This is a genomic window from Corynebacterium sp. (genome assembly GCF_012838985.1).
GTDB lineage: Bacteria > Actinomycetota > Actinomycetes > Mycobacteriales > Mycobacteriaceae > Corynebacterium.
In genome coordinates, this window is sequence record NZ_DUOE01000060.1 from 1 (window position 1) to 18,687 (window position 18,687).

Annotated in this window: 20 protein-coding genes, 3 tRNA genes, 1 pseudogene and 1 riboswitch; of the genes and pseudogenes, 10 read left to right on the forward strand and 14 right to left on the reverse strand. The window is 67.8% G+C overall.

All coding sequences use genetic code 11. The features are described 5' to 3' along the window. The 3 genes from GXZ33_RS03480 to GXZ33_RS03490 all read right to left on the reverse strand — a co-directional run. A partial coding sequence (locus tag GXZ33_RS03480) for an ATP-binding cassette domain-containing protein (RefSeq protein ID WP_291339452.1) occupies window positions 1-483 on the reverse strand: 483 nt, incomplete at its 3' end. A 96-nt stretch (window positions 484-579) separates the two neighbouring features. Then, on the reverse strand, window positions 580-1,080 hold the full coding sequence (locus GXZ33_RS03485; protein ID WP_291339453.1) for a single-stranded DNA-binding protein: 501 nt from the start codon (window positions 1,078-1,080) through the stop codon (window positions 580-582). Between the two features lie 135 nt (window positions 1,081-1,215). Then, window positions 1,216-3,318: a cytochrome c oxidase assembly protein gene (locus GXZ33_RS03490; protein WP_291339454.1), complete on the reverse strand. Its 2,103-nt coding sequence runs from the start codon at window positions 3,316-3,318 to the stop codon at window positions 1,216-1,218. 175 nt (window positions 3,319-3,493) lie between these two features. Between GXZ33_RS03490 and GXZ33_RS03495 the strand changes: the two genes are divergently transcribed. Then, a tRNA-Arg gene (locus GXZ33_RS03495) sits at window positions 3,494-3,566 on the forward strand. A gap of 104 nt (window positions 3,567-3,670) precedes the next feature. Here the strand turns inward: GXZ33_RS03495 and GXZ33_RS03500 are convergent. Further along, a complete protein-coding gene (locus tag GXZ33_RS03500; RefSeq protein ID WP_291339455.1) occupies window positions 3,671-3,991 on the reverse strand; it encodes a hypothetical protein in 321 nt (106 codons plus the stop codon). Window positions 3,992-4,180: 189 nt separating this feature from the next. Continuing rightward, window positions 4,181-5,536, reverse strand: a complete 1,356-nt coding sequence (locus GXZ33_RS03505; RefSeq protein ID WP_291339456.1) for a Na+/H+ antiporter NhaC family protein — start codon at window positions 5,534-5,536, stop codon at window positions 4,181-4,183. An 85-nt stretch (window positions 5,537-5,621) separates the two neighbouring features. Between GXZ33_RS03505 and cmrA the strand changes: the two genes are divergently transcribed. The 4 genes from cmrA to GXZ33_RS03525 all read left to right on the forward strand — a co-directional run bounded on the left by cmrA (window position 5,622) and on the right by GXZ33_RS03525 (window position 7,808). Further along, window positions 5,622-6,425, forward strand: a complete 804-nt coding sequence (cmrA, locus tag GXZ33_RS03510) for a mycolate reductase (protein WP_291339457.1) — start codon at window positions 5,622-5,624, stop codon at window positions 6,423-6,425. A gap of 2 nt (window positions 6,426-6,427) precedes the next feature. Beyond that, window positions 6,428-7,075, forward strand: coding sequence for an oligoribonuclease (gene orn, locus GXZ33_RS03515; RefSeq protein ID WP_291339458.1), 648 nt, complete (start codon window positions 6,428-6,430; stop codon window positions 7,073-7,075). Window positions 7,076-7,124: 49 nt separating this feature from the next. Then, window positions 7,125-7,197, forward strand: a tRNA-His gene (locus tag GXZ33_RS03520). A 239-nt stretch (window positions 7,198-7,436) separates the two neighbouring features. Beyond that, window positions 7,437-7,808, forward strand: coding sequence for a carboxymuconolactone decarboxylase family protein (locus tag GXZ33_RS03525; protein WP_291339459.1), 372 nt, complete (start codon window positions 7,437-7,439; stop codon window positions 7,806-7,808). A gap of 9 nt (window positions 7,809-7,817) precedes the next feature. Here GXZ33_RS03525 and GXZ33_RS03530 read toward each other — a convergent pair whose 3' ends face one another. The 3 genes from GXZ33_RS03530 to GXZ33_RS03540 all read right to left on the reverse strand — a co-directional run bounded on the left by GXZ33_RS03530 (window position 7,818) and on the right by GXZ33_RS03540 (window position 10,988). Beyond that, the gene (locus GXZ33_RS03530; protein ID WP_291339460.1) at window positions 7,818-9,089 is read right to left on the reverse strand and encodes an LLM class flavin-dependent oxidoreductase; all 1,272 of its coding nucleotides are present in this window, start codon (window positions 9,087-9,089) and stop codon (window positions 7,818-7,820) included. A 5-nt stretch (window positions 9,090-9,094) separates the two neighbouring features. After that, window positions 9,095-9,871, reverse strand: coding sequence for a 3-oxoacyl-ACP reductase (locus GXZ33_RS03535; protein ID WP_291339461.1), 777 nt, complete (start codon window positions 9,869-9,871; stop codon window positions 9,095-9,097). Window positions 9,872-9,916: 45 nt separating this feature from the next. After that, window positions 9,917-10,018: riboswitch (TPP riboswitch) on the reverse strand. A gap of 16 nt (window positions 10,019-10,034) precedes the next feature. Beyond that, window positions 10,035-10,988 carry an MsnO8 family LLM class oxidoreductase gene (locus tag GXZ33_RS03540; protein WP_291339462.1) on the reverse strand — a complete coding sequence of 318 codons (954 nt, stop codon included), beginning with the start codon at window positions 10,986-10,988 and terminating at the stop codon, window positions 10,035-10,037. A 73-nt stretch (window positions 10,989-11,061) separates the two neighbouring features. Here GXZ33_RS03540 and GXZ33_RS03545 point away from each other — a divergent pair, with 73 nt between their 5' ends. Continuing rightward, window positions 11,062-11,943, forward strand: a complete 882-nt coding sequence (locus GXZ33_RS03545) for an SDR family oxidoreductase (protein WP_291339463.1) — start codon at window positions 11,062-11,064, stop codon at window positions 11,941-11,943. Here the strand turns inward: GXZ33_RS03545 and GXZ33_RS03550 are convergent, their stop codons facing one another. After that, window positions 11,944-13,065, reverse strand: a complete 1,122-nt coding sequence (locus GXZ33_RS03550; RefSeq protein ID WP_291339470.1) for an Ig-like domain-containing protein — start codon at window positions 13,063-13,065, stop codon at window positions 11,944-11,946. It abuts the gene before it with no gap. A gap of 312 nt (window positions 13,066-13,377) precedes the next feature. On the opposite strand from GXZ33_RS03550, the gene GXZ33_RS03555 reads away from it, so the two are divergent. Next, window positions 13,378-13,450 (forward strand) — tRNA-Lys (locus tag GXZ33_RS03555). A gap of 170 nt (window positions 13,451-13,620) precedes the next feature. Here GXZ33_RS03555 and GXZ33_RS03560 read toward each other — a convergent pair. From GXZ33_RS03560 to GXZ33_RS03580, 5 genes are read right to left on the reverse strand one after another with little or no spacing between them, the layout of a single operon-like run. After that, a complete protein-coding gene (locus tag GXZ33_RS03560) occupies window positions 13,621-14,283 on the reverse strand; it encodes a hypothetical protein (protein WP_291339464.1) in 663 nt (220 codons plus the stop codon). Between the two features lie 42 nt (window positions 14,284-14,325). Then, on the reverse strand, window positions 14,326-14,589 hold the full coding sequence (locus GXZ33_RS03565) for a hypothetical protein (RefSeq protein WP_291339465.1): 264 nt from the start codon (window positions 14,587-14,589) through the stop codon (window positions 14,326-14,328). Next, the gene (locus GXZ33_RS03570) at window positions 14,586-14,912 is read right to left on the reverse strand and encodes a hypothetical protein (protein WP_291339466.1); all 327 of its coding nucleotides are present in this window, start codon (window positions 14,910-14,912) and stop codon (window positions 14,586-14,588) included. The genes GXZ33_RS03565 and GXZ33_RS03570 overlap by 4 nt, the downstream gene beginning before the upstream one ends. A 22-nt stretch (window positions 14,913-14,934) precedes the next feature. After that, complete coding sequence (locus GXZ33_RS03575; protein WP_291339467.1) at window positions 14,935-15,570, reverse strand: hypothetical protein; 636 nt, start codon at window positions 15,568-15,570, stop codon at window positions 14,935-14,937. A gap of 49 nt (window positions 15,571-15,619) precedes the next feature. After that, window positions 15,620-16,870, reverse strand: coding sequence for a glutaminase (locus GXZ33_RS03580; RefSeq protein ID WP_291339468.1), 1,251 nt, complete (start codon window positions 16,868-16,870; stop codon window positions 15,620-15,622). Window positions 16,871-16,927: 57 nt separating this feature from the next. Here GXZ33_RS03580 and GXZ33_RS03585 point away from each other — a divergent pair. From GXZ33_RS03585 to GXZ33_RS03595, 3 genes and pseudogenes are all read left to right on the forward strand, one after another. Next, a pseudogene (locus GXZ33_RS03585) lies at window positions 16,928-17,356 on the forward strand (gluconokinase); the annotation flags it as partial. Between the two features lie 33 nt (window positions 17,357-17,389). Next, window positions 17,390-17,953 carry a nicotinamidase gene (locus GXZ33_RS03590; protein WP_291339471.1) on the forward strand — a complete coding sequence of 188 codons (564 nt, stop codon included), beginning with the start codon at window positions 17,390-17,392 and terminating at the stop codon, window positions 17,951-17,953. 13 nt (window positions 17,954-17,966) lie between these two features. Next, a complete protein-coding gene (locus GXZ33_RS03595; protein ID WP_291339469.1) occupies window positions 17,967-18,473 on the forward strand; it encodes a histidine phosphatase family protein in 507 nt (168 codons plus the stop codon). The last annotated feature ends 214 nt before the right edge of the window (window positions 18,474-18,687 follow it).

Genomic DNA, 18,687 nt, shown 5'->3' on the forward strand with positions numbered 1-18,687 from the left:
GGAGAGGTTGGTCACCGGGGAGTCGGACGGCGGGCAGCGCAGGGCCTCCATGGCCTGCTCGATCTTGGAGTCGACCTCCCACGCGTCAGCGGCGTCGAGGTCCTCCTGGAGACGACCCATCTCCTCCATGAGCTCATCGGTGTAGTTGGTCGCCATCTCCTCGGCGATCTCCTCGAAGCGCTGCTTCTTCTGGAAGATCTCGCCCAGACCCTCCTCCACGTTCTCGCGGACGGTCTTCTCCTCGTTGAGCGGCGGCTCCTGCAGCAGGATGCCGACGGTGGCACCCGGATCCAGGAAGGCCTCGCCGTTGGACGGCTGGTCAATGCCGGCCATCACCTTGAGGACGGAGGACTTGCCGGCACCGTTGGGTCCGACGACGCCGATCTTGGCGCCCGGGTAAAAGGCCATCGTGACGTTGTCAAGGATGACCTTGTCGCCGACGACCCTTCGCACATTCTTCATCGTGTAGATGAACTCGGCCATTTCTCCCCTATGTTGCTAGTGCGGTAAAGACAACCCACAGGGTACATCACCGGCCATGTGCTGCGGGAACCGTATGAGCAGGGTCGCACCCCGGAGTCAGAAGGGCGGTGCCTGGGCACCGTCCCCCTCGCTTTCCGACGCCACCGGCTCCCCCTTGTGCACCCTGTCGCACAGGCCGCGCGGATCCACGTCCGTCGGCAACGCCGCACCGATGAGGTTCTTCTCCGCGGTCTCGATGCGTTGCGACGCGATGACGTAGCGGTTGAGGTCCAGGCCGAGGGAGTAGCAGCGCAGCAGGATCATCCGCTGCCGGTTGCCCTCCTTGTCGTCCCACTCGTCGGTGACCAGCGTGCCGTGCGCGATGACCGGCATCCCCCGGGTCAGCGACTTCTTCGCGTTGAGGGCCAGCGGACCCCACATCTCCAGGTAGATGTAGAGCGGGTCGACGTCGCTCCAGGTGTCGGTCTTGTCCCTGTCCCGGGCCCGCCGGGAGGAGGCCATGCGGACCCGCGCCTTGTAGTTGTCGGTCTTCTCGAAGTAGTGGAGCACCGGTTCCTCGGTGAGGTTGCCGATGATGGTCGAGGTGGTCTGAGCCATGATGTGTCCCCCTTGGGTGTGTGGTGTCGTGGTGACACCCCGCACCCTCGCAGGGAACGGAGGGGGCGACAACCGGGCGTCGGCACGCCTGTGGACAAACCCCCGTCATCCACAGGCACGGGTGCGCCGCCGGGTCTAGCGCTTGCGGCGCGAACGCAGATCGAGTACCGGCCCGGCGTCCTCGACCGGCTTCTCCTCCGGGGCGGATTCCTCGGCGCGGCGGAACTCCTTCTCCTCGAACTCCTCGCGGGCGGAACCACCGGCGGCCATGCGGGCGAGCATCTCGTTGTAGGACTCCCAGTCGTGGTCCTCGCCCGACTCCACGCGCTTCTCGTAGGCGACCTCGGTGGCGCGGTCGTCGCGACGCCAGCCGATGAACAGCAGCAGGAACACCAGACCCAGCGGGAAGGAACCCGAAGCCCAGCCGATGCCGCCGCCGACCTTCTGGTCCTCCAGGAGGTTGAGCTCCCAGGGCAGGCCGAGGGTGGTGTAGAACTCCTCACCCATGACCGTGGTCAGCTGCATGAGGTAGATACCGGCGAACAGGTGGAACGGCATGGAGCCGACCAGCCACGCCAGACGGATCGCCGTCGGACGCTTCACCGGCACCGGGTCCGGGCCCACCAGCTCCCAGAAGTACAGGTAGCCGGAGATGAGGAACGCCCAGTTCATCGCCAGGTGGCCGGCGTGCTCGGAGATCGCCAGCTCATACAGCGGGATGAACATGTACAGGACGTAGAAGACCACCAGGAACTGCACCGTGTTCACCAGCGGATGCATGATGAACCGCAGCAGCGGCGCCTTCGTGATCGCCAACGCCCAGTCATGCGCCGTCGGCTTGCCCGGCTCACCCGGCTCATAGGCGGCCATGATGAGCGACAGCGGCGCACCGAGCGCCAGGAACAGCGGCACGACCATCGACAGGGTCATGTGCACGATCATGTGCATCGAGTAGGTGGCCGGCATGTTCATGCCCAGGCCGGAGCTCGTGGTGATGAACAGGCTCACGGTGCCGATCAGCCACATGGCGGTGCGCAGGTGGTTCCAGGTGCCGCCGCGGCGGTGGACGCGCCACAGGCCGTAGAGGTAGCCACCGGTGATGAGGATCGCGATCGCACCGAACATCACGTCGAAACGCCACATGGTGAAGACGTTGGTCAGGGTCGGCTTCTCGTAGAGGTCATAGCCCATCTGGATGGCCATCTGCGTGAGGTTCGGGTCCCGCGGCGGGGGCGGCGGGGTACGGCCCATCGTGATGGCCACGCCGGTGACGGCCGCCATGATGAGCGCCTCACCGATGGCGAACCACAGGAACAGCTTCGGCTGCCTGTTGATCTGCGGGATGGTGATCATCCGGTGCACGAAACCGAGGAAACCGAGCACCACCAGACCGACCGTCTTGGTCACCAGGATCCAGCCGTAGGTGGTGGTGAACCAGTCCTCCCACTCGACGCGCACCGCGGCGTTGACCAGGCCGGAGACGATCATGACGAGGATGGAGAACAGGGCGACCGTCGAGTAGCGGCGCAGACCCCGCTCCATGTCCGGGCCCAGGCGACGACCGTGGGCGATGAGCGCCAGGAGGCCACCGACCCACAGGATCATGCCCACCAGGTGCCACAGGTAGGAGTTCGTTCCGTAGTCGTGCGCACCACCGGCCGCCGCATGCCCCTCCATGCCCAGCGGCACGATCGTGAGCACCGCGCCGACCAGCAGCAGCGGCTGTGCGATCCACCTGCGGAAGATGAGCCCCGACACACCCACGACCAGACAGACGACCGCCACCACGGACCACGCCAGCGCCGTCGCCACCTGGCTGACGGCCACGCCCCACATGTCCAGGGCCAGCGCGTTCTTGAAGGGCGTGCCCGACACGTCGGAGAGCACCAGCGGGATCTGCACCGTCGCGATGAGGCCGAAGCACAGCGTCGCCACCGCACCCGTCCGCGCCGCAATGTCACCGTCCACGCTCAACGGCGCCTCGACGAGCCGCGAATTGTCATTGTCCGGCACCTTCGGCGAGATGTAGAACGCCGAGAACATGAAGGAACCGACGGCCAGCGCCGCCAGCATCCAGCCCACCGCACGGGTGAACGGCAGACCCCACGTGGTCACCGGTCCCGGATCCGGGATACCCAGCGCCACGAGCGACTCCGTGAGGAACTCGAAGGAGATCGTCGCCCCCACCAGTCCCGCCACCGCGAAGAACAGGAGGTAGAGCGGCCATGTGGGCCGCACCTTCCTCGTACTTACCGACGTCCTCGTCACTGTTTCCTCTACCTGCGGTGCTGACATGCGCTCTACCCTAATCCGCTTACCCCCGCGCGCCTAGCCAGGGGCGGACAGCGTGAAACTGCTCACTACCTGGGAACTTTTACGGTTGGGGCGGTACGTGCACTAGAATCCACCGCATGCCTCCGTAGCTCAGTGGATAGAGCACCGGACTTCTAATCCGTCGGTCGTTGGTTCGAATCCAATCGGGGGCACAAATTTCACGAGCCGGAACGTAGCTGACAGTCAGGGCCTCACCGCGAGATCAAGTGCTCGCGGCGAGGCCCTGAATTGTTCGTTCGGTCGCCGGCCCGGGCTGCTATCCGCGCCGACGCAGGGGATGCCTCGCTCCGCGGTCATATGCCTCGTAAGCCTTGTTGCACTGGTCGATCCAGAATGCCTCCTTCTCGTCCGGAGTAGCCTCCTTATCGAGGAGTCCCTTCGACTGGGCCAGGTTGTAGAAACCGGCGCCGGGCCTGTTCTCATTGAGGTACATGACCAACGCCGACAGCATCACACCAGAGTCTTCGAGGCTTCTCTCCACCACCTCACCAAGAAGATCCCCCATGGCGTTCCGCCCCTCGGGGTTCGTGAAGTCGAATTCGGACTGGCCGGTGCTCTCGCTGATCGCCCGATTCACGTCGGTGTAATTCGACGTTCGCTTGAGCCGAGCCTTTTCGTTTCAGATGATCGAACGCGGCATCCACCAGAGCCTGCCATTCTTCCCAGCTTCGTCCGTGAGTGTTAGTCATGGGCAATCCCACCTCCAGAGTCGACAAGAATCTGCTCACCTCGACCCTGCCAGAAACACACCGGACATGGGAGCTTCTTACAGCACCATCGCCGCCGCCCAGCCCGCGATGAGCAGCGGGATGTTGAAGTGGATGAACGTCGGGATCACCGAGTCACGGATGTGGTCGTGCTGGCCGTCCGCGTTGAGACCGGACGTCGGCCCCAGCGTCGAGTCGGAGGCCGGGGAACCCGCGTCGCCGAGTGCGCCGGCGGTGCCGATGATCGCGACGGTGGCCACCGGGGAGAAGCCCATCGTCAGGCACAGGGGGACGAAGATGGTGGCGATGATGGGCAGCGTCGAGAAGCTGGAACCGATGCCCATGGTGACGATGAGGCCGACGACCAGCATCGCCAACGCGGCGGCCGGCCGGGAACCGGCGAACAGGTCCGCCGCGGTGGTGACGAGGGACTCCACCTCACCGGTCGCGGACATGACCGCGGCGAAACCCTGGGCCGTGATCATGATGAAACCGATGAGCGCCATCATCTTCATGCCGGACGTGAAGACGTCGTCGGCCTGACTCCACTTCACCGCACCCGTGGCGAGGAAGATCGCCAGACCCGTGAGCGAACCGACGAGCAACGAGTTCGCCTCCGAGCCACCGGCCTGCATGACGACCTGGATGGCGAACGTCGCGACGATGGCGATCAGCGCCACCGTGACGCGGTAACGGGAGATCGGTTCGTCCTCGACGTCGGTGCCGACGGTGATGGGGCGCTCAGCGTAGTCACGGGGGCGCCGGTACGTGAAGAACACCGCGATGAGCAGACCGACGATCATGCCGAGCGCCGGGAGGCTCATGGTGCTGACGATGTTGATGCCGCTGGTGTCCAGGCCGGCACGCTGGATGTTGGCGAGCAGAATGTCATTGAGGAAGATGTTTCCGAAACCGATCGGGATCCACATGTACGTGGTGACCAGGCCGAACGTCATCACCACCGCGACGAGACGACGGTCAATGCGCAGCCGGTTGAACACCGCCAGCAACGGCGGGATGATCAGCGGGATGAAGGCGATGTGCACCGGGATGAGGTTCTGCGACATGACCGCCATCGCCAGGATGCCGGCGACCATGCCCCACTTCGTCCACATGATGGTCCGGGTCTTCGCCCGCGTACTGTCGACACCCAGCTTCCCGATCAGCCAGTTCGCCAGCAGATTCGGCAACCCCGAACTCGCGACCGCCATGGCGAAGGCACCCAGCAGCGCATAGGACAACGCGATCTGCGCACCCCCGGCCAGGCCCTCCTGGAAGGCGAGCATCGTCCCGTCCAGGCCGAGCCCGCCGAGCAGACCACCCACGATGGCGCCGATGAACAGCGCCAGAACCACATGGACCCTGACGACGGACAGTATGAGCATCACCAGCACGGCGATCAGCACGGCATTCATGAATGCCAGAATATGCGCTTCGGCGTCGTGGTCTGACATCAGGGCAGGGGGCGGGGTCGGTGGGGCGTCGATTAGCCTGGGGTCCATGACTCTCCCCTCCCCCAGCCCGGAATCCTTCGCGGTCGTGACCGGCGCCAGCCAGGGCATCGGCATGGCGATGACGCGTGACCTCGCGTCGATGGGCCACAACCTGATTGTGGTGGCGCGTCGAGAAGCGGTGCTCCGCGAACTTGCCGACGCCCTCGAGGCCGCCCACGGCGTCACCGTCGAGGTGGTCGCCGCCGACCTGAGCAAGCACGAGGACGTCACGCGCCTCATCGAGCACATGGACGCACGTGAGATCTCGATCCTGATCAACTCGGCGGGCATCGCGACGTTCGGCCCGCTGGTGAAGCAGGACTGGGGCCACGAGGTCGACCAGTTCCACCTCAACGCCACCGCCGTGCACCGCCTCACGCGCGCGGTTCTCGACGGCATGCTGGCCCGCAAATCCGGCGCGATCTGCAACGTCGGTTCCGCCGCCGGTAACGTGCCGATCCCGAACAACGCCACCTACGTGTTCACCAAGGCCGGCGTCAACGCCTTCACCGAGGCGCTGCACTACGAGCTCAAGGGCACCGGCGTCACGTGCACCCTGCTCGCGCCGGGCCCGGTGCGGGACGCGGTGGTGCCGGACGAGGAGAAGTCCATCGTCGACCGCGTGGTCCCCGACTTCCTGTGGACCACCTATGAGTCCTGCTCCCGCGAGACCCTGGAGGCAATGGCGAAGAACCAGCGCCGCGTCGTCCCCGGCCCGCTGAGCAAGGCCATGAACGCGATTTCCAAGGTTGCGCCGACCGGGCTGCTCGCCCCGCTGATCGGCCGTTTCTACGCCAAGATGGGAGCCTGAGCATGGAGAACAACAACGGCATCACCGTCGCCGCCAAGAATGACCGCCTCGTGTGGGTCGACCTCGAGATGACCGGCCTGGATCCGGACCGCCACGTCATCGTCGAGGTGGCGGCGCTGATCACCGATGCCAACCTGCAGATCATCGGCGAGGGCGTCGACCTCGTCGTCCACGCCACCGAGGAGGAGCTGGCGGAGATGGACGACTTCGTGACCGACATGCACGAGAAGTCCGGCCTCACCGAACAGGTCCGCACCTCCACCGTGAGCATGGAGGAGGCCGAGGACGCCGTGCTCGCCCTCATCGCGGAGCACTGCAGCCCCGAGCACCCCGCCCCGCTGGCCGGCAACTCCATCGCCACCGACCGGGCTTTCCTCCGCGCGCAGATGCCGCGTCTCGACGCCGCCCTGCACTACCGCATGGTCGACGTCTCCTCCATCAAGGAACTGGCCCGCCGCTGGTTCCCGAAGGCGTACTTCAACCAGCCGGAGAAGGGCCTCGCCCACCGCGCCCTGGCCGACATCGTGGAATCCATCCGCGAACTCGACTACTACCGACGCTCCGTCTTCGTCCCCGCACCCGGCCCGGAGTCCGCTGCGGCAGCCGAGTGTTCCGAGGCCGCAACCGCCCACTACCAGCGGTTTTTGTAATTCGCAGATAATGGGTTAATCTGTAATCCGCTGCTGCAGAGCAGCAATGGTGGCTGTAGTTCAGTTGGTAGAGCACCAGGTTGTGATCCTGGGTGTCGCGGGTTCGAGCCCCGTCAGCCACCCCGAGGGAAACGCCCTCCGGCTTCTTGCCGGAGGGCGTTTCGCATTGGCTGGGTCGGGCAACCCGCACCCCACGCAAGTTCGGAATCACATGGTCGGATCCAGGGGTGGTCCCGTACTTGTCCCTCGCCGGCCAGGCCGGTTCCGACCATGTGATTCCGAAGCAGTTGGGCGCGCGCAGCCCCGCCCCGGCCCGCCCCATCTCCTATACTGTCGGCTCCAGTCAACCAAAGGAGAAGACATGACGTTCAGCATGGACAAGGGCAACGAGTTCGTCGAGGAGACCCAGTCGCCGGAGGGCGCGGCGGCCTGGAAGGAGCAGCTCGACGCCTTCGCACCCGGCGCGTCCGACTGGGTCGTCGGCGCCGTGTTCGGCGGCACCTACCAGCGGGAGGGCATCGACCTGCGTACCCGCCAGCTGCTCAACATCGCCGCCCTGGCCGCGATGGGTGGCGTGGAGCCGCAGCTGACCGGCCACATCAAGACGGCTCTCGACGTGGCGGGGATGAGCGAGCAGGAGGTCGGCGAATCCATCGTCCACCTCATGCCCTACATCGGCGTGCCCAAGACGCTGGCCGCCATGCGCTGCATGAAGGCTGCGGTCGAGGGCTGATCTCCCCCGCTACTCGCTGAGGTGGTCCCGTAGCGTCGTCCCCTCGTAGGAGGTGCGGAACACGCCGCGCTCCTGCAGGACGGGGATGACCAGGTCGACGAAGTCCTCGATTCCGGCGGGCAGGGACGGCGGCATGAGGTTGAAGCCGTCGGCGCCGCCCTCGGACACCCAGCGCTGCATCTCGTCGGCGATCTGCTCGGGCGTGCCCACGAAGGTGGCGTGTCCGCCGCCGGCGGCGAGGTAGCCGAGCAGTTCACGCACGGTGGGCTGCTTCGACTCGATGATGCGCAGGATCGTCGCGTAGCGGCCCTGCGGTCCGGTGAACTCCTCGAGAGGGGGCAGCGGAGGCACGGGGGCGTCGAGATCCCAGCCGGAGGTGTCCTGCCGGATGAAGTACTCCAGGCCCTTGAGTGCGTCCTTGACGGGCAGCAGGTCGTTCAGCGCGCGCTGCTTCTCCTTCGCCTCCTCCTCGGTGCGGCCGACGTAGGTGACCAGGCCCGGCATGACGATGAGCTCGTCGGGGTTCCGGCCCAGTGCGGCGGCCCGGCGGCGGACGTCGAGGCGGTACTCGCGTGCCATCTCCAGATCCCAGGCCACGGCGTAGATGCCCTCGGCGTACCTGGCGGCCAGGTCACGGCCCGGTTCGGAGGCACCGGCCTGGAACAGGACGGGGCGCCCCTGGGGGCCGGCGGGGATGTTGAGGGGACCTGCCACCTGGAAGAAGTCGCCGGAGTGGGAGGGCGTCGACAAGCGGGAGGCGTCAGCCCAGGACTCGTCGCACACGACGGCGTCCGCCGGGAAAGAATCCCACAGCTCGTTGACCACCCTGATGAACTCGTCGGCGCGGGCGTAGCGCTCGGCGTGCGGCGGGAGGGCCGGCATGCCGTGGTTGCGGGCCTCGTCGTCGCCCATGGAGGTGACGACGTTGATCCCGGCGCGCCCACCGGAGATGTGGTCGAGGCTGGCTAGGAGGCGCGCGGCGTGGAACGGGGGCCAGAAGGTCGCGGAGATGGTCGTGACCAGGCCGATGTGCTCCGTCGCGCGGGCCAGGGAGGTCAACGTGGTCACGGGCTCCAGGAACCACGCGGGGCCGCCGCCGACGCCGCCGATCGCCGCGGACTGGCCGTCGGCGAGGAAGAAGGCGTCGAGGCAGCCGCGCTCGGAGATCTGCGCGAGCTCCTCCCAGTAGGTGATGTCACCCAGGCGGTGGACGGAGGAGTCCTCCGCACGCCAGGCCGAGGTGTGGTGTCCCGCCGCGAAGGCGAAGAGGTTGATGTGCACGGCGGCTAGTCCTTGACCAGGCCGCCGTCGACGACCAGGTTCTGGCCGGTGACGGACCGTGCCCACGGGGAGGCGAAGAAGAGGATCGCGTCGGCGAACTCCTCCGGGGTGGTCACGGACTGCAGCGGGGTGCCCTGCGCGATGAAGTCGAAGACCTCGTCCGGGGTGGCGGCGGAGGCGTCGGTCTTGCGCAGCAGACCACCGGAGAGCATGTTGACGGTGACGCCGCGCGGGCCCAGGTCGGAGGCCAGGGTGCGGGTCAGGGAGAGCAGGGCGGCCTTCGCGGCGGTGTAGTCGTGGTAGGGCACGACCGGGTACTGGAACAGGTTGGTGCCGATGGTGATTACGCGGCCCGAGCCGAACTCGTCGAAGCCCGGCAGTGCGGCCTGGGTGACGTTGAGGGTGCCCTGGATGGCGCCGGCGAACTGGCTCTCGAAGCGCTCATAGGTGATCTCGTCGGCCTTCGGGCGGGCGTCGCCGTCGAAGGAGAAGTCGATGAGGGCGTTGGACACGACGGTGGTCACGGGGGCGTCGAAAGCCTCGCGGGCCTGCGCGAACAGGGCGTCGATCTGCGCACGGTCACGGACGTCCGCCTGGATGGCGACAGCCTGTCCGGGGTGCTTCCCGACGATCGCCTCCGCCTCCTTGTCCGAGGAGAAGTAGTTGATCACGACCTTGGCGCCCTCGCGCAGGAACGCCTCGGTGACGGCCTTGCCGAGCCCGCGGGCTCCGCCGGTGACCAGCACGATCTGCTCGTTGATGGGTGTTGCGGTGATGGACATGCATGCGCCTTTCTCTGGGAGAAGGCGAAGGTAGCGTCAAGCGCCGAGAGGCCTCGCGGACATTCCCTTCGCCAGTGTTAACTGGATCAGGTTCGACGGGTGTGTTCTCAGCTGCCCTCTGGAGGGGCGGCACCCCGTGTCACGTGTCCGCCACCATACCAACTCACCCGGACATGTCCGCCAGCAGCCGCTCCGACTCCGCCCGCCCCCGTAGGTCGCTCATCCCGCCGGTGACGAGGAGCTCCCGGGCGCCGGCGGCGTGGAGAAGCTCCCGGATACGTTCCTCCACCTGCGCGGGCGTGCCGTGGATGCTGCCGGCCAGCGTCTGGTCGATGCGGCGGCGTTCCTGCGCAGTGGGTTCCGGCAGGTCGGCCAGGGCGGGCAGCGGGCCGAAGGAACCGGAGGTGCGGGCGTGCGCCTGCGCCCAGGCCTCAGGCAGCAGCAGGTCGCGGGCCGCCTCCTCGGTGGCGGCGACGGCGACATTCGCGGAGAGGATCACCTCGGGGGCGTCGATGAGTCCGGGGCGGAAATTCTCCCGGTAGAGACGCGCCGCCTCGGCCTGGTTGGGCCCGCCGAGGATGACGCCGAGGCCGAGTTCCGCCGCGAGGAACACCGAGCGGAAACCGGCGAGCAGCCACACCGGGGTGGCGGCGGCGTTGAAGGGGCGGGCGGTGACGGCCTCGGTGCCGCGCAGGTATCCCAGAAGTTCCCGCAGGTCAGCGGGGTAACGCTTCTTCAGCTCCGCGACGTCCCCCTGCCGCAGCGCCGCCCGCACCGGGGCGGTGAAGCCGAGGGAGGAGCCGATGCCGGCGTCGATACGCCCGGGGTGGAGGGCCTCCAGGGTGGCGATCTGCTCCGCGACGATGAGCGGCTGGTGGTCGGGCAGCATGATGCCCGCCGTGCCGATGCGGATGCGCTGCGTCGCGGCCGCGCACGCCACCGCGAGCATGCCCGGCTGCGAGCCCGGCAGTCCCGGTACCGCGTGATGCTCGGCGACGAGGAAACGGTGGAACCCCAGCTCCTCCGCCTCGCGGGCGTGCTGCACCACCCCCTGCAGCGTGGCGGACTCACTCACGCCGACGAGCGCGTTGGCACGGTCAAGGAGGGACAGTCTCATGCCTCCCACCATGCCAGCGGCCGATGGTTTCCGTATCCTCAATTGCACATCCCCTAATGGAAGGAGCGTCGCCATGAACGCCTCCGATCCCCGTACCCTCCACCCCACGATCGACCCTCCCCCGCAGGAACAGCCCCACCCCGGCCTCGACGGGAAACTGGAACCGGAGGCCGACCTCGGCCTGGACACCTACGTGGGCCACGGACGACTCCGGGGCCGGAAGGCCCTGATCACCGGCGGCGACTCCGGAATCGGGGCCGCCGTGGCCATCGCCTACGCCCGCGAAGGCGCCGACGTCGCCATCTCATACCTCCCCGAGGAGGAGCCCGACGCCCGGAAGATCATCCGGGCCATCGAGGACGCCGGCCGGAAGGCCCTGGCCCTGCCCGGTGACCTGCAGGAACGGGAACAGTGCGAGAAGATCGTCGCCGACACCGTCGCGGCCTTCGGTGGGCTGGACATCCTGGTGAACAACGCCTCCCGCCAGATCTGGCACGACGGGATCGGGAACATCCCCGACGAGGACTTCGACGCCACCATGAAGTCCAACGTCTACTCCGCCTTCCGCGTGACCAAGGCGGCGCTCCCGCACCTGCAGCCCGGCGCGTCGATCATCTTCACCTCGTCCATCCAGGCGTACCAGCCTTCCCCGCACCTGCTCGACTACGCCCTGACCAAGGCCGCGATGAACAACCTGTCGAAGGGACTGGCGGAGCAGCTCGCCCCGGAGGGCATCCGCGTCAACGCCGTCGCGCCGGGCCCGGTCTGGACACCGCTGCAGCCCTCCCACGGGCAGCCGCCGGAGAAGATCGGGGAGTTCGGGCAGCACACCCCGCTGGGGCGCGCGGGCCAGCCGGCCGAGCTGGCCGGGGCCTTCGTGTTCCTCGCCTCCGACGAAGCCTCCTACGTCATGGGGGAGACGCTGGGTGTCACGGGTGGTACGCCCACCCCGTGATCACCAGGCGGAGGTCTCGTCCGCGTTGCCCTTCCTCCACGTCTCCCACGGGATGTTCCAGTCGCCGAGGCCGTCCCAGCCGGAGAGCGTCCCGCCGACGGTGTTGCGCACCACGACGGGGTCGCCGCGCTTGACGGTGTTCTGGAACCACTGCGCGGCCTCGTCGGTGACGTTGATGCAGCCGTGCGAGACGTTCCGGTAGCCCTGGTCCCCCACCGACCACGGGGCGCCGTGCACGTAGATGCCCGACCAGGACATCTGCGTGGCGTAGGCGACCTTCGTCTTGTAGCCGCCCTGGTCGTAGGCCAGGCCGTAGGTCATGGAGTCCATGATCATCGACTCCAGCTGGTCACCGATGATGTACGTGCCGTTCGGCGTGGCCCAGCGTTCCGTGTCCCGGCCCAGGGACACCGGGATCGTGCGCAGCACCTGCCCGTTGCGGGAGACGGTCATGGTCTTGGTGGCGTCGTCGACGACGGTGCGCACGTCCTCGCCGATGGTGAAGCTCATCGCGTTGTCCTGCGAGCCCCAGACCCCGCCGCCGAGATCCCGGCCGTAGAGGTCGGCCTCGACGGTGACCTCCGTGCCCGGGGTCCAGAACTCCGCCGGCCGCCAGCGCAGCTCGGAGTTGTTGAGCCAGTAGAACGCACCCTCCACGGGCGGCGAGGTGGTCACGGTGATGGCGTCCTGCGCCGCCTGCCGGTCCTTGATCGCGGTGCCGAAGCGCATGGTGATGGTCTGCGCGACGCCGACCACGGCGCCGTCGAGGGGTGCCAGGGCGACACCGCTTGTCGACGCCGGCGCAGGCGTCGAGAAGCTCACCGTCGTCTTCTGCCCCGCACGGTCCTCCGCGACCACCTTGTACGTGCGGTGGTAGCCGAGCACCTCCGCAGTGGTCCACGACTTACCGTCCGCCGACAGCTCCGACTCCACGACCTTGCCGTCCTGGTTGGTCATGGTGACCTGACGCAGCCCCTCCTCCGAGGTGACCGTCACCGGCACCGTCGGATCGTGCTCCTCAGCGCCGTCCTTCACCGACACCAGCGTCGGGGCCGGGGCGACGGAGGTCTCCGCCACCGTCCCACTTGCCGACGACCCCTCGATCGTGCAACCCGCCACCATCCCGGCAGCCAGCACGGTCGACACCACCGCTGCTCCGAACCGCCGCAGCGGGGAGAAACCGAACTTCAAGAAAACTACCTCTGCCCTGGCACGGGGCGCACCGTCAGCGCCCCTCAGTACGTGCCAGCGTAACCGTTCCGCAAAGGCGGACCAAGAACCCACCGCCAACCACGCTTTCAAGACGCTCATGACATGTCAGAAAAACATCCTCTGACCTGGCGATTTGGCAGGTTACATGATTGCCTGTTATATTTTTCTTCGTTGCCCGGACAGACCGAGACACAGGGAAGAACGGGAAACAACAACTGCAAAGCGCCATTAGCTCAATTGGTAGAGCAACTGACTCTTAATCAGTGGGTTCGGGGTTCGATTCCCTGATGGCGCACGATAGGGCCGGGCCCCGAGGTGGAAACCTCGGGGCCCGGCTTTTTGTTGTTTCACCGGCCGCACCCGCGCCAACGCCGGATTCACATCCCCGGAAGGGCACCCCACCGCCCCGCGCGCGTTCGGAACCAGTCCCCCTCCGAACATCTGGTCCCGAACGTGCCGGCAGCCCTACAGCAGCGTCACCGCACCGAACACCGTCAGCGCGACCGCCACGATGTAGCCGGCCAGCTTGACCATCAGTTCCTGGCGGTGCCGCATCCACTCGAAGGCCCGGCCGAAGACGGAGTACGGGTAGGCGCGGACCATGCCGACGAACACGGCGGAGATGGTCGGCAGGCTGAGTGCCAGGCTGGCGTAGACGATGAGGCCGACGTAGCGCACCACCACGTGGTAGTCCCCCGCCGACAGGAAGGCCAGGCCGGTGAAGAACGGGATGGAGGTGGCGGACTGGACGGTGCCGAGGATGAAGCCGACGAGCACCGTCTTCGCGGAGGGGGACTGCAGGGGCTCGAGGATGCGGCGTACCAGAGGTGAGTCGCCGCTGCCGGAGCTGCGCAGGGTGAGCAGGAACGTGATCACACCGGTGGCGATGAGCAGGATGCCGAACACCGGTGACTCCAGCGCCTGCTGCACCAGGTCGCCCAGCCCGTCGAAGATGACCATGGTGACCAGGGACAGCAGGAAGACGCCGAGCCAGTCGCCGATGATGAGGAGGGTGACGATGCGTCGATAAGCGGCGGTGCGGGACAGCATGACGCCGAGGGCGACGATGACGCCGATGAGCAGCGCGTTGAGGGAGTCCAGCAACCCGAAGGACACAGCCTGGAGCACTAGAAACCGCCTGGGGTCGGAAAAGCCTTCATCCCCCAGACCCTACAGGGCCGGATCGGGGCGACGCCGCCACGCCCGGACGGACACCGGCACCCCGATGACTGCCCCGCAGAACCACAGCCAGGACAGCGGACCGGCGTCCAGCCCCGTCCACGGCACCACCGGGAAGAGGTGGTTGAGGGAGAGCACCACCGCGAGGCAGGTGAGCGGGAAGGCCACCCGGAACACGGGCCCCGGGGAGGGGCCGCCCCGCAGCGCCAGGGCGACCACAACGGCGGTGAGCACCGCGAACAGCACCGGGATCATGTCCGCCCCTTCCGCCAGCTCCACACCGACGCCACCGCGCCGGCCACCGCGAGCAACGGCCACGCCGTCACGGAGCGGTTGAACAGGGTGAAGGGGTCACGGGGCGGGTTGTCCAGGAACTGGTAGCGCTCGGGGCCGACGTTCATCTCCCAGAGCAACGCCGGGCCCAGATGGACGATTCCGGCGGCCACCGCGAGACAGGTGAACGGGAAGGCCACCCAGAACCACGGGAACGCCCGGGGCCCACTGCCGTGGCGACGGGGCAGGACCACCGCCGCCACGACGACAACCGCGGCGAACGCCGCCGCATACACCCAGTACACCGATACTCAGCCCCTGCAGCCCCTACAGTCCGGTGGCGGAGCGGACCTTCTCCATCTGCGCGCAGAAGGCCTCGTAGACGATGTCCTCGCTGAGATGGTGGCCGGCGGCGAGGATGCCGTGTCTGCCGGTGAAGGCCTGCAGGATGACGATGTCGAAGGAGCGGCCGTCGTCGCCGGTGGCGGTGACATGCATGCCCGGCTGGGGCCCCTTCAGCGGGGAGACGTCATAGGTGACGTGGTGGATGTCGTCCCGGACGGGTTCGTCGCAGTGGGTGACGATGTCCCCGTAGATGCGTTCGGCGTCGACGACGGTGTCGGTGGAGAAGAGTCCGATCTCCAGGCTGCCGGAGTCGGCGTTGAACAGGCGGCTGGAGGATGCGTGCGGGAGGATGCGGGTGTCCAGGCCGGCCCGGATCGCCTCGGCGCAGGGTCCCTCCGTGTGGACGTCGAGCATGACGGTGCTCAGGCTGGTGGCCACCTCCCCGGCTTCGACGGGCGGCTCCGCGACGGCCCCCTCGAGGCCCGTCTCCGCGGCGGTGAGCAGCAGGGACGTCAGTTCGGGGGCCTCGCGGAGGCCGGTGTCCGGAGCGACGCTGCAGGACACACCGAGGACGGCGCAGGCCGCAGTCACGGCGGCGAGCCGGACTCCTCGGTACATGAGAACCCCCTGAGAGAATTGGTCCCCCTCAGTGTAGTGCCCCGGAGTCTCAGAGAACATCTACGGTGTCGACCAAGGTGCCGTCCGAGAACTCGAGGTTCGTCACCACCCCGTCGGGGTCGTAGATCGAGCACTGGAAGCCGTCCTCCCGGAGGCGGCGCAGCCCCTCCTTCACCATGCGTCGTCCCATCCGGTTGAAGGAGGTGACGCGGGAGACGTCCAGCACCAGGCGGGTGCCTCCGAGGGTGTGGGCGGTCAGTTCATGGAGGATGTTCTCGGCGGCCGTGAAGTTGATGGCGCCCTGCAGTCGGATGACCGTGTCGTCGCCGTCGCGGGTGATGGACCGGACCCCGGGGACGGACTGCTGGTCGGCGGACATGAGGTGCAGGCCCATGTCGTGTGAGAGACGCTCGAACATCTTCACGCCCCGCACGGAGTTGCCCTGGGAGTCCAGCCGCGGCGAGAACGACGCGATCCCCAGCTGGCCGGGCAGCGTCCCGATGAGCCCGCCGGACACCCCGGACTTCGCCGGGATGCCGACACCCGCCATCCAACGGCCGGCGCCGTCGTACATGCCGGCGGAGCTCATCACGGCCAGGGTGAGGCGGCAGGCCTCGGGGCTGAGGAGCCGCTCGCCGGTGACGGGCTGGACGCCGCCGGTCGCGAGGGTGGCGGACATGGCGGCGAGGTCGCGGGTGGTCACCAGGATGGCGCACTGGTGGGTGTAGCTGCGGACCGCGTCGTGGGCGCCGTCGCGGATGATGCCGTAGCTGCGGAGCATGTGCGCGATGGAGAGGTTGCGGTCGGCGCCGGCGAGCTCGGAGGCGGAGAGGTCCGTGTCGATGCGCAGCTCCCGCCCGGCGAGGCGGGAGAACAGGTCCCGGATCTTCTCGACGCGGTCCTCCACCGACGAGTCCACCCCGTTGATCAGCTGGTTCACGGCGATGGCCCCGGCGTTGATCATCGGGTTGACGGGCCGGTTGTCGTTGTCGTCGAGGGAGAGCTCGTTGAAGGCCTCGCCGGAGGGTTCCAGGCCGACGACCTCCATGACGGCGTCCGTCCCGAGTTCCTGCAGCGCCAGCGCGTAGACGAAGGGCTTGGAGATCGACTGGATGGTGAACTCCACCTCGGCGTGGTCACCGGCGGAGTACACGTTGCCGCCGGTGGTGCACAGGGCGAGGGCGAGACGCTCCGGGTCGGCGTCGGCCAGCTCGGGGATGTAGTCGGCGACCTCCCCGCCGTCCTCGTCGCGGACGTGGTCGAGGATCTCCATGAGGTAGTCGGGGATCGGCATCTTCATGCCGCCGAGCCTACCCAGCTAGTGTCGGGAGGTATGAGGAGCAGGCACATCGTCGTCATGGGCGTCTCCGGGGCGGGCAAGAGCACCGTCGGGGAGCTGCTCGCCGCCCGCCTGGGCGTGCCCTACCTCGACGGCGATGACCTGCATCTGCCCCGGAGCATCACGAAGATGTCCGCCGGTGTCCCGCTTCTCGACGCCGACCGCCTCCCCTGGCTCCACCGCGTCGGCGGCTGGCTGGCCACCCGCCCCGACGGCGGGGTCATCGCCTGCTCCGCCCTGCGCCGTTCCTACCGGGACCTCATCCGGGAGACCTGCCCCGACGCCGTCTTCGTGCACGTCCACGGCCCGCGGGAGCTCCTGGCCGCCCGGATCACGGCCCGGGAGGGCCACTTCATGCCGTTGAGCCTGCTCGACTCGCAGCTCACCCTCCTCGAGCCGCTCGCCCCCGACGAGGCGGGCGCGGAGTTCGACGTCACGCCCTCCCCCACCGTCCTCGTCGACCGGATCTATGCTGGGCTCATGAGCACCCCGAAGACTGCCCTCGTCATCGTCGACGTCCAGAACGACTTCTGCCCCGGCGGTTCCCTCGCCACCGACCGCGGCGATAAGGTCGCCCGCCTCATCGGTGAGTACCAGGACTCCCACGGCGACCGTTACGCCCACGTCGTGGCCACCCAGGACTGGCACATCGACCCGGGCGCGCACTTCTCCGACAACCCCGACTACGTCGACTCCTGGCCCGTCCACTGCGTCGCCGGGTCGGAGGGTGCCGCCATGCACCGTGACGTCCGCAGCGACGCCATCGAGGCCTACTTCCGCAAGGGCGCCTACACCGCCGCCTACTCCGGTTTCGAGGGCGACGCCGACGGCGTGAGCATGCGGGACTGGCTGCGGGAGCGGGGCGTCGAGAAGCTCGACATCGTGGGCATCGCCACCGACCACTGCGTCCGCGCAACCGCCCTGGATGCGCTGGAGGCGGATTTCGAGGTGCGCGTGCTCACCGACATGTGCTCCCCCGTCGACGAGGCCCGCGGCGAGGCAGCGCTGCAGGAACTTGTCAAGGCCGGAGCGCAACTGAGCTAGCTAAGCTGAAGCCATGAGCCACCGCCTCGTCATCATGCGCCACGCGAAGTCCTCGTGGAAGGAACCGCTGCCGGATCATCAGCGCCCGTTGAACAAGCGCGGCCGCCGCGACGGGAAGGCCGCCGGTGAGTGGCTGTCCGAGCACGTCGGCACCATCGACCGCGTCCTCAGCTCCACCTCCACCCGCACGCGCCTGACCTGGGACCGCATCGAGGCCGGCGGAGGCCGCGCCGGGCAGATCACCTTCCACGACGCGCTCTACGGCGGCAGCACCGAGGACTTCCTCCGGCTGCTGCACACGCTGCCCGAGAGCGTCGGCACCGCCCTCGTCCTGGCGCACTGGCCGGGCGTCGAGGAAGCCGTCCGCGAACTCGCACCCCGCGACGACAACCCCGGCTGGGTCGGCATCGACACGAAGTTCCCCACCAGCGCCCTCGCGCTTCTCGACGTCCCCGGCACCTGGGCAGACCTCGCCCCCGAGGGCGCACGCCTGCTCGACTACGTGGTGCCGCGGGGTTAGTCAAGCGCTGCTCCGCGGGGAGCGGCGTTTCTGTGGATAACAGGGGGTTGTCCACAGGCCCACGACCTGCTTGTCGACGGAAGGTCGACGGGGGTTTATCGTCCGGGGCATGCACCTGCTCACCGCGTTCGAGGCCCTGCGCGCCATCCCCGTCCTGGAGGCACTGACCACCGGCACAGTGGACGTGGCAGCGCTGTCTGCCCTGGGCTTCAAA

Excerpts from the sequence above, each read along its gene's own strand:
- GXZ33_RS03590 (WP_291339471.1), top strand. The coding sequence starts at position 17,390 with ATGAGCACCCCGAAGACTGCCCTCGTCATCGTCGACGTCCAGAACGAC.
- GXZ33_RS03540 (WP_291339462.1), bottom strand. The coding sequence starts at position 10,988 with ATGAGACTGTCCCTCCTTGACCGTGCCAACGCGCTCGTCGGCGTGAGT.
- GXZ33_RS03550 (WP_291339470.1), bottom strand. The coding sequence starts at position 13,065 with ATGGTGGCGGGTTGCACGATCGAGGGGTCGTCGGCAAGTGGGACGGTG.
- cmrA (WP_291339457.1), top strand. The coding sequence starts at position 5,622 with ATGACTCTCCCCTCCCCCAGCCCGGAATCCTTCGCGGTCGTGACCGGC.
- GXZ33_RS03545 (WP_291339463.1), top strand. The coding sequence starts at position 11,062 with ATGAACGCCTCCGATCCCCGTACCCTCCACCCCACGATCGACCCTCCC.
- GXZ33_RS03595 (WP_291339469.1), top strand. The coding sequence starts at position 17,967 with ATGAGCCACCGCCTCGTCATCATGCGCCACGCGAAGTCCTCGTGGAAG.
- GXZ33_RS03505 (WP_291339456.1), bottom strand. The coding sequence starts at position 5,536 with ATGAATGCCGTGCTGATCGCCGTGCTGGTGATGCTCATACTGTCCGTC.
- GXZ33_RS03580 (WP_291339468.1), bottom strand. The coding sequence starts at position 16,870 with ATGAAGATGCCGATCCCCGACTACCTCATGGAGATCCTCGACCACGTC.
- GXZ33_RS03535 (WP_291339461.1), bottom strand. The coding sequence starts at position 9,871 with ATGTCCATCACCGCAACACCCATCAACGAGCAGATCGTGCTGGTCACC.
- GXZ33_RS03565 (WP_291339465.1), bottom strand. The coding sequence starts at position 14,589 with ATGATCCCGGTGCTGTTCGCGGTGCTCACCGCCGTTGTGGTCGCCCTG.
- GXZ33_RS03485 (WP_291339453.1), bottom strand. The coding sequence starts at position 1,080 with ATGGCTCAGACCACCTCGACCATCATCGGCAACCTCACCGAGGAACCG.
- GXZ33_RS03525 (WP_291339459.1), top strand. The coding sequence starts at position 7,437 with ATGACGTTCAGCATGGACAAGGGCAACGAGTTCGTCGAGGAGACCCAG.
- GXZ33_RS03575 (WP_291339467.1), bottom strand. The coding sequence starts at position 15,570 with ATGTACCGAGGAGTCCGGCTCGCCGCCGTGACTGCGGCCTGCGCCGTC.
- orn (WP_291339458.1), top strand. The coding sequence starts at position 6,428 with ATGGAGAACAACAACGGCATCACCGTCGCCGCCAAGAATGACCGCCTC.